This is a genomic window from Achromobacter sp., from assembly GCF_036567245.1.
GTDB lineage: Bacteria > Pseudomonadota > Gammaproteobacteria > Burkholderiales > Burkholderiaceae_B > Achromobacter.
This window is the reverse complement of sequence record NZ_DATCUY010000726.1, coordinates 1-11,633: the sequence shown is the minus strand read 5'-3', so window position 1 is coordinate 11,633 and position 11,633 is coordinate 1. Positions and strand designations below refer to the sequence as shown.

Annotated in this window: 15 protein-coding genes; 2 read left to right on the top strand and 13 right to left on the bottom strand. The window is 64.8% G+C overall.

The features are described 5' to 3' along the window. On the top strand, positions 1-245 hold a 245-nt coding region (locus VIR09_RS31425), incomplete at its 5' end, for an enoyl-CoA hydratase/isomerase family protein (RefSeq protein ID WP_332016426.1). Between the two features lie 25 nt (positions 246-270). On the opposite strand, the gene VIR09_RS31420 is transcribed toward VIR09_RS31425, so the two are convergent. From VIR09_RS31420 to VIR09_RS31410, 3 genes are read right to left on the bottom strand one after another with little or no spacing between them, the layout of a single operon-like run. Then, entirely contained in the window at positions 271-1,056 is a 786-nt protein-coding gene (locus tag VIR09_RS31420) for an enoyl-CoA hydratase/isomerase family protein (RefSeq protein ID WP_332016425.1), read from the bottom strand. Positions 1,057-1,070: 14 nt separating this feature from the next. Further along, positions 1,071-2,282, bottom strand: a complete 1,212-nt coding sequence (locus VIR09_RS31415; RefSeq protein WP_332016424.1) for a CaiB/BaiF CoA-transferase family protein — start codon at positions 2,280-2,282, stop codon at positions 1,071-1,073. Between the two features lie 2 nt (positions 2,283-2,284). Further along, positions 2,285-3,259: a tripartite tricarboxylate transporter substrate binding protein gene (locus VIR09_RS31410; RefSeq protein WP_332016423.1), complete on the bottom strand. Its 975-nt coding sequence runs from the start codon at positions 3,257-3,259 to the stop codon at positions 2,285-2,287. A gap of 128 nt (positions 3,260-3,387) precedes the next feature. On the opposite strand from VIR09_RS31410, the gene VIR09_RS31405 reads away from it, so the two are divergent. Continuing rightward, positions 3,388-4,347, top strand: a complete 960-nt coding sequence (locus VIR09_RS31405; RefSeq protein ID WP_332016422.1) for a LysR family transcriptional regulator — start codon at positions 3,388-3,390, stop codon at positions 4,345-4,347. Here the strand turns inward: VIR09_RS31405 and VIR09_RS31400 are convergent. The 10 genes from VIR09_RS31400 to VIR09_RS31355 form a co-directional block, all read right to left on the bottom strand. Next, the gene (locus tag VIR09_RS31400; protein WP_332016421.1) at positions 4,340-5,224 is read right to left on the bottom strand and encodes a methylglyoxal synthase; all 885 of its coding nucleotides are present in this window, start codon (positions 5,222-5,224) and stop codon (positions 4,340-4,342) included. The two genes, VIR09_RS31405 and VIR09_RS31400, sit on opposite strands and share 8 nt — an antisense overlap. Positions 5,225-5,360: 136 nt before the next feature. Beyond that, positions 5,361-5,555 (bottom strand): Fe-S cluster assembly protein IscX, encoded by a 195-nt coding sequence (gene iscX / locus VIR09_RS31395; RefSeq protein ID WP_207464379.1) that lies wholly within the window; start codon positions 5,553-5,555, stop codon positions 5,361-5,363. After that, complete coding sequence (gene fdx / locus VIR09_RS31390; protein WP_013394592.1) at positions 5,555-5,896, bottom strand: ISC system 2Fe-2S type ferredoxin; 342 nt, start codon at positions 5,894-5,896, stop codon at positions 5,555-5,557. Before fdx ends, iscX begins: the two co-directional genes overlap by 1 nt. Positions 5,897-5,905: 9 nt before the next feature. Then, positions 5,906-7,768 (bottom strand): Fe-S protein assembly chaperone HscA, encoded by a 1,863-nt coding sequence (hscA, locus tag VIR09_RS31385; protein WP_332016420.1) that lies wholly within the window; start codon positions 7,766-7,768, stop codon positions 5,906-5,908. A gap of 72 nt (positions 7,769-7,840) precedes the next feature. Next, positions 7,841-8,353: a Fe-S protein assembly co-chaperone HscB gene (gene hscB / locus VIR09_RS31380; RefSeq protein ID WP_332016419.1), complete on the bottom strand. Its 513-nt coding sequence runs from the start codon at positions 8,351-8,353 to the stop codon at positions 7,841-7,843. Between the two features lie 3 nt (positions 8,354-8,356). Further along, positions 8,357-8,680: an iron-sulfur cluster assembly protein IscA gene (gene iscA / locus VIR09_RS31375; protein ID WP_332016418.1), complete on the bottom strand. Its 324-nt coding sequence runs from the start codon at positions 8,678-8,680 to the stop codon at positions 8,357-8,359. Between the two features lie 2 nt (positions 8,681-8,682). Then, on the bottom strand, positions 8,683-9,087 hold the full coding sequence (gene iscU / locus VIR09_RS31370) for a Fe-S cluster assembly scaffold IscU (RefSeq protein ID WP_013394596.1): 405 nt from the start codon (positions 9,085-9,087) through the stop codon (positions 8,683-8,685). Positions 9,088-9,120: 33 nt separating this feature from the next. Continuing rightward, positions 9,121-10,332 (bottom strand): IscS subfamily cysteine desulfurase, encoded by a 1,212-nt coding sequence (locus tag VIR09_RS31365; RefSeq protein ID WP_332016417.1) that lies wholly within the window; start codon positions 10,330-10,332, stop codon positions 9,121-9,123. Positions 10,333-10,353: 21 nt separating this feature from the next. After that, positions 10,354-10,896, bottom strand: coding sequence for a Fe-S cluster assembly transcriptional regulator IscR (iscR, locus tag VIR09_RS31360; protein WP_063642426.1), 543 nt, complete (start codon positions 10,894-10,896; stop codon positions 10,354-10,356). A 196-nt stretch (positions 10,897-11,092) separates the two neighbouring features. Continuing rightward, entirely contained in the window at positions 11,093-11,584 is a 492-nt protein-coding gene (locus VIR09_RS31355) for a low molecular weight protein-tyrosine-phosphatase (RefSeq protein ID WP_006386176.1), read from the bottom strand. Positions 11,585-11,633 lie beyond the last annotated feature (49 nt).

Below are 11,633 nucleotides of genomic sequence, written 5' to 3'. Positions count from 1 at the left end.
CGCGCACCGCCGCGGCCGGCGAACTCGCGCCGGCCGCGCAAGCCTATGCGCAAGACATCGCCCGCCACGCGCCGCACGGCATCGCCAGCGCCAAGGACCTGTTGCGTTCGGCCGAGCACGCCACGCTGGAAACCCAGCTGGCCGAGGAAACGGCGCGGTTCCTGGACACGGCTACCCGCGAAGACTTCGCCGAAGGCGTGCGGGCGTTTCGCGAGAAGCGGCCGCCGCAGTTCAAGGGAAAGTAAGCCAGGCACACACGCTGCGCCGGTTCTACCCGCCGCTGCGCAGCCCGCTCCAGTCCGGCGCGCGCTTTTGCACGAAGGCGCTCAGGCCCTCGCGCGCCTCGGGCGTGGCGGCCGCGTTGCAGAACACTTCGACCGCCGTCGCCACCCTGCGCCGGTACTCGTTGTCGTTGCCGTAGACGAAGGCGCGCCGCCCCATCGCCAGGACTTGCGGCGGCTTGCCCGCCAGCGACCGCGCCAGCAGGCGGGCCTGCTCCAGCAATTCCGCTTCGGCTGCGACGCGCGCCACCAACCCCAGTCCGTACGCCTCTTGCGCATTGAAGGTGCGGCCCGTGAACAGCAGGTCAAACGCGCGGTGCTTGCCCACGATGCCCGGCAGGTGCACGTAATGGATCGCGGGCAGGACGCCGACGTCGATTTCCGGATAACCAAAGGTGGCGGTGTCCGCCGCCACCACCATATCGCTGGAAATGGCCACCGTCATGCCACCGCCGCGGACCGAGCCGGAGACCACCGAAATCGATGGCTTGCTCAGGTTGAACTGCGTGTCGTAAAGCTTGATGTACAGCTTGGACAACAGCGCATGGATCCGCGCCGGCGTGCTGTCCAGCAGTTTTTTCATGTCCAGCCCGGCGCAGAACCGTCCGGGCAAATCGCTGGCCAACAGCACGGCGCGTACATCGGAATCGGCATTGGCCCGTTCCAGCGCGGCAATCAGCGCGTCCAGCATGTCCTCGTCCAGCGCATTGACGGGCGCATGGCATAAATGGATTTCCGCGATCTGGTCACGGACTTCGTAGCGCAGGAATGTCATCGGTACCCTCGCATTCAGGAATGGTTCTGCACGCTGCCCGCGGCCAGCAGCGCCTCGATTTCGGCTTGGGCATAGCCCAGCTCGGCCAGAATCTCGCGAGTGTGCTCGCCCAACACGGGCGCGGGCAGCGCGGCCTGGCGAGGCTGGCGTCCGAACCGTATCGGCAGGCCGACGTTGCGGACCTCGCCCAGGACCTTGTGCTGGCTCTTGACGATCAGTTCACGCGCATCGACCTGCGGATGCGCCAGCGCCTGGTCCAGCGTGTGGATGGCGGAACACGCGATGCCCGCGGGCTTGAGTACGTCCAGCCATTGCGCCACGCTGCGGGTCTCCATGCGCGACTGGACCAGCGCGACCGTCGCGGTGAAGTTGCGCACCCGATCGGCATTGGTCGCGAACTCGGGGGCATCCACCTGATCCTGCAACCCCGCCACCGCGCAGAAACGCTGCCATTGCGCATCGTTGCCCACGCCCAGCATGATGTCGCCATCGGCCGCGCGGAACGCCTGGTAAGGACACATGGCCGGATGGCCCGTACCCATGCGGCGCGGAATCTGGCCGGTGCGCCAGTAGTTCTGCGCCATGTACGACATCAGGCCAAGCGAAGTATCCAGTAACGAAACATCCAGGTACTGCCCCTTGCCGGTCTGGCTGCGCTCCAGCAGCGCGGCCAGGATCCCGCTGAGCGCGAACGAACCCGTGCCCAGGTCCACCGGCGAAAAGCTGGCGCGCGCAAAGTTTCCACCGGGCTCGCCCATGGTGCTGATCATGCCGCTGAAGGCTTGCAGCATGACGTCATAGCCCGGCTCCTCGCCCATCGGCCCCTCGCGGCCATAGCCCGAGATTTCGCAGTACACCAACCGGGGATTGAGACCGCTGAGCGTCTCGTAGTCCACGCCCAGGCGCGCAGCGGTCTTGCCGCCGAAGCCTTGCAGCACCACGTCCGATTGCTCCGCGAGCCGATGCACCACGGCGCGCCCGGCCGCTGTCTTGAGGTCCACGGCCAGACTGCGCTTGTTATGGTTCACGGCCAGGAAGGTCGCGGATTGGCCTGCGTCCTGCGGCAGCCAGGCACGCGTGTCGTCACCCTTGCCCACCGGCTCGACCTTGATCACCCTGGCGCCAAGCTCGCCCAGATACTGGCCGCAAAGCGGCCCGGCCAGCACCTTGCTCAGATCCAGGACGGTGATGTTCTTCAGCGGCGTCATGCGTGCTTCAGTAGCCATGATTACTGCTCGCCCTTCAGGCCGATGGTTTGCGCCGCTTGCGTCCATTGCATGGTTTCACGCTTGAAGAACGCGTCCAGATCGGCGGGAGTGACCTGGAAGGCTTCCGCGCCGCGTTCCTGCATTGCCTTGCGGTAAGCATCGCTCGCAACGACGCGCGCCACGGCCTCACGCAGCTTCTGCACCGTTTCCGGCGGGGTACCGGCGGGAGCCTGCAGCGAGAACCAGAATTTGAGATCCAGGCTGGGATAACCCGCTTCCTTCAGCGTGGGCACGTCCGGCAGCAAGGGCGAACGCTCGGCCGAGGTAATCGCCAGGGCTTTCAGTCGGCCGGCCTGCACTTGGCCAAGGCTGGTCGACATGCTGTCGAACAGGAAGTCGACCTGCCCGCCGATCACGTCGGTCACGGCGTTCGCGCTGCCCTTGTAGGCCACGCCCACGGCTTGAAAGCCCGCGAGCTTTTGCAGCGATGCGCCATAGACGTGCGGCGAACTGCCCGGGCCGAAAGTGGCATAGCTGAGCCCCTGCTTCATGCCGCGTCCGCGCTCGACCAGTTCGGCCAGCGTCTTGACCGGCGTGCGCTCGGGATTGACCACCAGCAGATTGGGCATGGCGCCGGTCGTGCCGATGGGCACATAGTCCTGCAGCGGTTGCATCTTCGCGCTCGGGTACATCAGCGGGTTGATCGCCTGCATGGCGACCGTGTTGTGCATCAGCGTGTAGCCGTCCGCGGGGCCATTCAGCACGCTCTGGTAGCCGACATTACCACTGGCGCCCGGCTTGTTCTGCACGATGACCTGTTGTCCCAGTTCGCGCGCCAAGGGGTCGGCCACCAGGCGCGCGATGAAGTCGGTTGGACCGCCTGCCGAAAACGGCACGACCAGCGTAATGGGCTTGGAAGGCCAGGTATCGGCCAGCGCCGGGCTGGACAGAGCCGTCGCAACCACGCAAGCGGCAAGAATTCGTTGGAACGCCATCTTTGTCTCCATTGTGTTCTTAGAGGGATGGCGCCCATTATGCGAATGGTCTTGATATATTAGAAATACCGTTTAAATATGCAGGCCATAATAAATTTGTGATGGCCTTGCTCACACGAGGTCCATGCATGTCGATGTCCATTCGCGCGATGCAGTGCTTTGTCGCGGTGGTTTCCACCGGATCGATCAGCCGCGCCGCGGCAGCCCTGCACGTGGCACAACCCGCGCTGAGCCTGCTGATACGAAACCTGGAAGAGGATCTGGGTGTGGTGCTGTTGCATCGCAGCGCCCGTGGCGTCACGCCGACTGCTGCGGGATCGCGCATGCTGGCGCATGCGCGCGAAATCCTGGGACGCATCGACGCCGCGCGCGCCGACGTCCGCGAAGACCTCAAGGCGCCCCGCGGGACCGTGTCGCTGGCCATGTCCATGTCCATGGCCAAGCTGCTGACGGTGCCGCTCTTACGTTTCTCTCTGGCGCATTGGCCCGACGTCTACCTGAAGATCATCGAGTCCAGCACGGGATACATCCCGGGCTTCGTCAGTTCCGGCCATGCCGACCTGGGGCTGACTTTCAGCGACGACGCGTCGGTCGATCTGCGATTCCAGCACCTGATAGACGAAGAACTGGTGGTCGTTTCTCCGCCCTCCGTCACACCGGGAAAAAGGCCGGCTCCTGCCGCGCTGCATGCGCTGCCGGTCATGGATCTGCAAGCCCTTAGCGGACTGCCGCTAGTCCTGCCCGGCCATCAGCACAGCCTGCGTCGCCTGCTGGATCAGTACCAACAGCGCGAGCGCGCCGAGTTCCGAGTCATTGCCGAGGCCAACGCCATTCCGCAACTGATCGAACTGGCGCAGGCCGGCATCGCGCACACTATCCTGTCTTACGCGGCGGTCCACCAAGAGGCTGCGCGGGGCGAGGTCGTCCTGCACCGCATCGTCACGCCGCGCATGGCGCGACCCGTATTCCTGTGCAGGTCGGACGTCCTGCCACTGTCCATGGCCGCGTCCGCCGTGGCCGACCGGGTCAGCCGCATCATCGCGGACTCCCGGCCTGGCGCCGCGCCCAGCCGGACAAAGCTCAGATAACGCGCTTTTCGACCGCCTGCGCCCAGCGCCGCGCCACCGTCGGCGAGGTGGCGCAGGTGGCCGACTCCGTCACCACGCGCACGGCACGTTCCAGCAGCTGGATGTCGGCCTCGTGCTGGCGGGCCACGTGCGGGTCTTCAAAGAAGATCACGCGCTGGCATTGGTGTTCCAGCACCAGCTCCGCGATCTGCGCGTCGCCGCCCAGCGGCCCGCTCAGGTAGCGATGCACCCAGGGCGTGTCCTTGGGCCAACCACGCGACCAGGCCAGATCGTTCAGGCGGCCGCCGGTGGTGCCCGTGGCTACGCGCCGCGCGAACCGGGACAGCACATCGAAATGCTCGCTGGCAAAGGCCACCATCTCGTCCTTGAGCGCATCGTGGGCGATCAACGCCACGGTCTGGCCGGCGTAGTTGAAGTGGCGCGACGCCGACACGTCCGGCGCCAGCCCGGCATGGATGCGTTCGACTTCCATCCATTCGATGGCGCCGGCCAGCGTCGAAATGAACGGCCGGCCGTGCGTGATGCACTGGCGCTTGAGCGCCAGCGCTTCGGGGAAAATCGACGAGGGGTCGACGGGGTCGATCAAGTAGATCGCGCCGTCGAACGGCGCCTGGCCGTCGCGCCCCTCGGTGACCCGGGCCACCAGCTTCATCAGTCCGCCCTCGCGGCCATAGGGATAACGGATCAGCCCGCCGTAGCCCTGCAGCATGCCTTCGCGCACGATGGCGTCATGGGTACGGCCAACGGTGTGCAGCTGCACGCCGAGTTCACGTATCGTGGCCGAACACGCGCGCAGCCAGGTAAACAGCGCGGCATCGGGAGTTTCGTGGTGCAGCCGGTTGGCGGCCAGGCCAAAGCGCAATTGGGCAGCGGGCATCGGTAGACTCAGGCAGGTAGGGACGACAGGAAGATCCTTGATGATACCGTGGCAGATGTGGCGTCGACCCGTTCAAGCCATGTTTGCATGCCAAAAACAGAAACGCTCCCCGTGGGGAGCATTTTCAATTCAGCAATCAATCCGCTTCGTCGATCCAGGCCATCTGTATGGCCTCCAGGATCTTCTCCCCGCAATGAGCAGGGTCGTCATTGAAGCCGGGCAAGGCCAGAACCCATTCGCGCAGCTGCACGAAGCGCAGCGTCTTGGGATCTTCGTCAGGATGCGCGTCGAGCAGCGCCTCGGCGATCTCGTAGGTGTCGGTCCACTTCATCAATGGCCCTCTTTGGCGTGGTTGATGGTGTACTTGGGAATCTCGACCGTCAGGTCCGCGTCCGTCACCAGCGCCTGGCAGGACAAGCGCGAAGTCGGGGTCAGGCCCCAGGCCTTGTCCAGCAGGTCCTCTTCGTCATCGGTCGCGTCTTCCAGCGAAGAATAGCCCTGCTTGACCACCACGTGACAGGTGGTGCATGCGCACGACAATTCGCAGGCGTGTTCGATGTCGATATGGTTGTCCAGCAACACGCGGCAGATCGACACGCCCTTGGGCGCGTCTTCGATTACGGCGCCTTCCGGGCAGTAGTCGGGGTGAGGCAATACAGTCAGTTTCGGCATAGCGTGTTATCAGGCAATCTCATCAAGTTTGCGGCCCGCCAGCGCGGCGCGGATGCTGCGATCCATCCGGCGCGCAGCGAAATCATCGGTCGCGGCCGCCAGGGCCTGGACTGCGTCCTTCACCGTGTCCACGTCCTGAGCATCCTGGGCTGCCATGGCGGCCTGCAGGCATTCATCAACACGCTTGCGTTCCTCGGCGTCCAGCAGGTCGCCGTCGGCGGCCAGCGCGGCCTGCACCGACTCGACCAGTTGGCGCGCGTCCACCTGCTGCTCGCGCAGCATGCGCGCGCGAGCATCGGTATCGGCTTGCGCGACGCTGTCGGCCAGCATCTGGGCGATCTCGTCGTCCGTGAGGCCGTAGGACGGTTTGACCGACACCATGGCTTCGACGCCCTTGCTCTGTTCGCGCGCGGTCACGCTCAGCAGGCCGTCGGCGTCCACCTGGAAGGTCACGCGGATGCGCGCGGCGCCAGCCACCATGGGTGGAATGCCGCGCAGCTCGAAGCGGGCCAGCGAGCGCGAATCCGCGACCAGGTCGCGTTCGCCCTGCACCACGTGGATGCTCATGGCCGTCTGGCCATCCTTGAAGGTCGTGAATTCCTGGGCTCGCGCCACGGGAATGGTGCTGTTGCGCGGGATGATGCGCTCCACCAGGCCACCCATGGTTTCCAGTCCCAGCGACAGCGGGATCACGTCCAGCAGCAGCCAGTCCTCGCCGGGAGCGCGGTTACCGGCCAGCAGATTGGCCTGCAAGGCGGCGCCCAGCGCCACCACCTGGTCGGGATCCAGATCGGTCAGGGGCTGCGTGCCGAACAGCTTGCCCACGGCCGCGCGCACCACCGGCATGCGCGTGGCGCCGCCAACCATCACCACGCCGCGCACGTCGGCCGGCGTCAGCGAGGCGTCGCGCAAGGCACGGCGCGCGCAGTCCAGGGTACGGACGATCAGGGGCTGGGCCAGTTCTTCGAACTCTGCACGGGTCAGGATCGCATCCACGGCCCGGCCATCGGACAAGGCTAGCTTCAGGCTGGCTTCGTCGGAATCCGACAAGGCTTCGCGCGCGGCGCGCGCCGCCATCAGCAACCCGCGGCGATCGGAGGGCGTAAGCTCGCCTGCGGCAAGCCCGGCCACCACGCGGTCGGCGATCAAGGCGTCGAAGTCGTCGCCGCCCAGCGCGGTGTCGCCGCCCGTGGCGATGACTTCGAACACGCCTTGGGTCAGGCGCAGGATGGAGATATCGAACGTGCCGCCGCCCAGGTCGTACACCGCGTACACGCCCTCGGATGCATGATCCAGGCCGTAGGCAATGGCCGCCGCCGTGGGTTCGTTCAGCAAGCGCAGCACATTCAGGCCGGCCAGGCGAGCGGCATCCCGCGTCGCCTGGCGCTGGGCGTCGTCAAAATAGGCTGGCACCGTGATGACGGCGCCAACCAGGTCGTCGCCCAGCACGTCTTCGGCACGCTGGCGCAAGACCGCCAGGATCTGGGCGGACACCTCGACCGGACTGAGGTCGCCCTGGACGGTGCGGATGCGCACCATGCCGGGCGCGTCCACGAATTCGTACGGCGCGCGACTGGCGCGCGCTTCTTCCAGCGAACGGCCCATGAAGCGCTTGACCGAAACAACGGTGTTCAGCGGATCCTCGGCCTGCTGCGCGAGCGGCTCACGGCCTGTGGTGACCTTGCCGCCGGGAAAATAGCGCACGGCGGATGGCAGCAAGGCGTGGCCATGCGCATCCGGCAACACTTCGGCGACGCTGCTGCGCACGGCCGCAACTAGGGAATTGGTCGTGCCCAGGTCGATCCCGACCGCCAGCTTGCGCTGGTGCGGCGCGGGCGATTCGCCGGGCTCGGAAATCTGCAATAAGGCCATGATTCTATTTTTATGGTCAGTAGGCCGCGCTGTGCCGGCGCCCGCCATGCGGACGCCCCGGCGCGCCCTGGGCTATCCAGCGGGCTGGGCGTGCGCCAGTTCTTCCGCCAGTTTCTCCACGAACATCCATTCCCGCACCTTGAGCCCGGCCGCCGCATAGTCGTGCTCCTGGTCCAGCAGGCGGGTGAGCGTGGCGCGCATGGCAGCGCGCGCCTGCTCCAATTCCGCTTGCAAGGCCGCCAGGGCGCGAGCGTCGTCGCGCGCGTCGTCCAGCATCTCGCGCCAGGTCATCTGCTGCATCAGGAACTCGGGGTCCATGGCCGTGTTGCTCTCGGTCTGCAGATCCACGCCCGCCTGCTCGCACAGGTAGCGCGCCCGCAGCATCGGATCCCGCAACAAGCGATAGGCTTCGTTGGCGCGCGCCGCCCACTGCATGGCCACGCGGCGTTCCGCGGGGCTGGCGGTGGCATAGCGGTCGGGATGCACCTGCGCGGCAACGGCGCGCCACGCGGACTCAAGCGTCTGGGCGTTCAGATCGAAGCGCGCCGGCAAGCCAAACAGGCCGAAGTGATCGTCTCCAGCCAAGACTTACACCGTGAACGACTCGCCGCAGCCGCAGGTCGCCTTCTCGTTGGGGTTGCGGAACTTGAAGCCTTCGTTCAGGCCTTCGCGGGCGTAGTCGAGTTCGGTGCCGTCCAGGTAGGCCAGGCTCTTGGGGTCGACGAAAACCTTCACACCGAAGCTTTCGAATACCGTGTCTTCCGCTGTTGCGTCATCCACGTATTCGAGCTTGTAGGCCATGCCGGAGCAGCCCGTCGTCCTAACGCCGAGCCGCAAGCCGATACCCTTTCCGCGCTTTTGCAAGTAGCGGCCGATATGGGTGGCAGCCTGTTGGGTCAGGGTAACGGACATGTTCAGCCCGCCACAGCTTCGGCCGGGGCCGTGTGCTTTTCTTTGTAGTTCTGCACCGCGGCCTTGATCGCGTCTTCGGCCAGGATGGAACAGTGGACCTTCACGGGCGGCAGGGCCAGTTCTTCGGCGATCTGCGTGTTGCGGATGTTCATCGCTTCGTCCAGGGTCTTGCCCTTGACCCATTCGGTCACGAGCGAGCTGGAAGCGATAGCCGAACCGCAGCCGTAGGTCTTGAAGCGCGCGTCTTCGATCACGCCGGCTTCGTTAACCTTGATCTGCAGCTTCATCACGTCGCCACAGGCGGGGGCGCCGACCATGCCGGTGCCCACCGATTCGTCCGACTTGTCGAACGAACCGACGTTACGCGGGTTTTCGTAGTGATCCAGAACTTTGGTGCTGTAAGACATGTTAATTCTCCACGAATTTCTAGGCGCGGGCGCTCAGTGCGCAGCCCACTGCACGGTGTTCAAGTCGATGCCTTCCTTGGCCATTTCCCACAACGGCGACATGTCGCGCAGCTTGCCGACACGGCCCTTGAGCAGTTCGATGGCGTAATCCACTTCCTTTTCGGTCGTGAAACGGCCCAGGGTGAAACGGATCGAGCTGTGCGCCAGCTCGTCGTTGCGGCCCAGGGCCCGCAACACGTAGGACGGTTCCAGGCTGGCCGAGGTGCAGGCCGAGCCGCTGGAGACGGCAAGTTCCTTGATCGCCATGATCAGGGATTCGCCTTCGACATAGTTGAAGCTGACATTCAGGTTGTGCGGCACGCGCTGGTCCATGTCGCCGTTGAGGTAGACCTCCTCGATCTGCGACAGGCCGGCCCACAGGCGGTCGCGCAGCATGCGGATGCGCTCGTTCTCGGTGCCCATTTCCTCGCGGGCCAGACGGAAGGCCTCGCCCATGCCGACGATCTGGTGCGTGGCCAGCGTGCCGGAGCGGAAACCGCGCTCATGGCCGCCGCCGTGCATTTGCGCTTCGATGCGGATGCGCGGCTTGCGGCGCACGTACAGCGCGCCAATGCCCTTGGGGCCGTAGGTCTTGTGCGCGGAAAACGACATCAGGTCGACCTTGAGCTTTTGCAGGTCGATAGCCACCTTGCCGGTCGCCTGGGCGGCGTCCACGTGGAAGATGATGCCCTTCTCGCGGCAGATTTCGCCCAGCGTTTCCACGTCCTGGATCACGCCGATTTCGTTGTTCACCATCATCACCGATACCAGTACGGTATCGGGGCGCAGCGCGGCCTTGAAGGTGTCCAGATCGATCAGACCGTTGTCCTTGACGTCCAGATAGGTCACTTCGAAGCCCTGGCGCTCGAGTTCGCGACAGGTATCCAGCACGGCCTTGTGTTCGGTCTTGACGGTGACGATGTGCTTGCCGCGTTCCGAGTAGAAGTTGGCGGCGCCCTTGATCGCCAGGTTGTTGGACTCGGTGGCGCCGGAGGTCCAGACGATTTCGCGCGGGTCAGCGTTGACCAGCTTGGCGACTTCTTCGCGGGCGCGTTCGACGGCTTCTTCGGATTCCCAGCCAAACGCATGGCTGCGCGAGGCCGGGTTGCCGAAGTTCTCATACAGCCAGGGCACCATCTTGTCCACGACGCGGGGGTCGACGGGCGTCGTGGCCGAATAATCAAGATAGATCGGGCGGGTGGTCATTTCTACAACTCCTGATACTGCTTATACGGTGGCGTTGGCGGCGACGGTCGCGGCCGGAGCGTTGGCGGCGTTTGCGGCGCCTCCCACCCGGTTCACGCGCACCGCGCAAGCCTGCGCTTGATTGTTGGCTTCCTGCAACTGGCGTACGCGCTGCTGATCGACCAGATCTTGCAGGGACACCGAATCCAGGTAATCCACCATCTTGCGATTCAACGTAGCCCAGAGTTCGTGCGTCATGCACTTGCCCGGCTTGCCATCGTTGCCGCTCGTACAGTCCCGCTTGCCACCGCAGCTGGTGGCGTCCAGGGGTTCGTCGACGGCGAAGATGATGTCGGCAACGGTTACGTTGCGAGCCAGGCGTGCAAGCGAATAGCCGCCGCCGGGACCGCGCACGCTGTCCACGAGTTCGTGGCGACGCAGTTTCCCGAACAGCTGTTCCAGATAGGACAGCGAAATATTCTGACGCTGGCTGATGGCCGCTAGAGTGACCGGGCCGCTATGCTGCCGCATAGCCAGATCGATCATGGCAGTCACGGCGAAACGCCCCTTGGTAGTTAGCCGCATGGTAGGTTCCCTGTGATTCGGCAATGGCCGCAGGCGAATCCAGCGGTCAATACCCGAGTAATTGGCTCAAGTATAGCCTATTCCCGACTAATTTGGTATGGCTCCCGGCTAGAAAAAACCGCGCATCTGCGCGGTCTTTTTCACTGCCTAGCACCTCCGAGAACCGCCAGGCGGGCGGCCCTGCGGCAAAAGCGGATCACGCCGCCTGGTACTGGGTCGCGCGCTTGCGCACCAGCTCAAGCACACCCTGACAGGCGTCTTCCAGGTAGTCCAGCACCTTGCCGAAACCGTCGGCGCCGCCATAGTACGGATCAGGCACCGTGGCCTCTTCGAACTCGTTGGCAAAGCGCATCAACAGCATCAGCTTGTGCTGGTAGGCCTTGGGGCACTGCTGCTGCATGGCGGACAGATTGTCCCAGTCCATGGCGAGGATCAGGTCGAAATCGCGGAAATCCTCCGCGGTAACCTGACGCGCTTCGCAGTGCGTGATCTCGTAGCCGCGCTTGCGCGCTGCGGCCTGCGCCCGGGCATCAGGCGCCTCGCCGATGTGAAACGCGTGCGTACCCGCGGAGTCGATGCGAACCACATCGCCCAAACCCGCGTCATTCACCAAATGGCGAAACACGCCCTCTGCGCTCGGCGAGCGACAGATATTGCCCATGCAAACGAAAAGTACCTTGGTCATCATGGAAGTAAGTGTGCGGGAAAACCCGAGATAAGGCAAGCTTTTTTTGCGT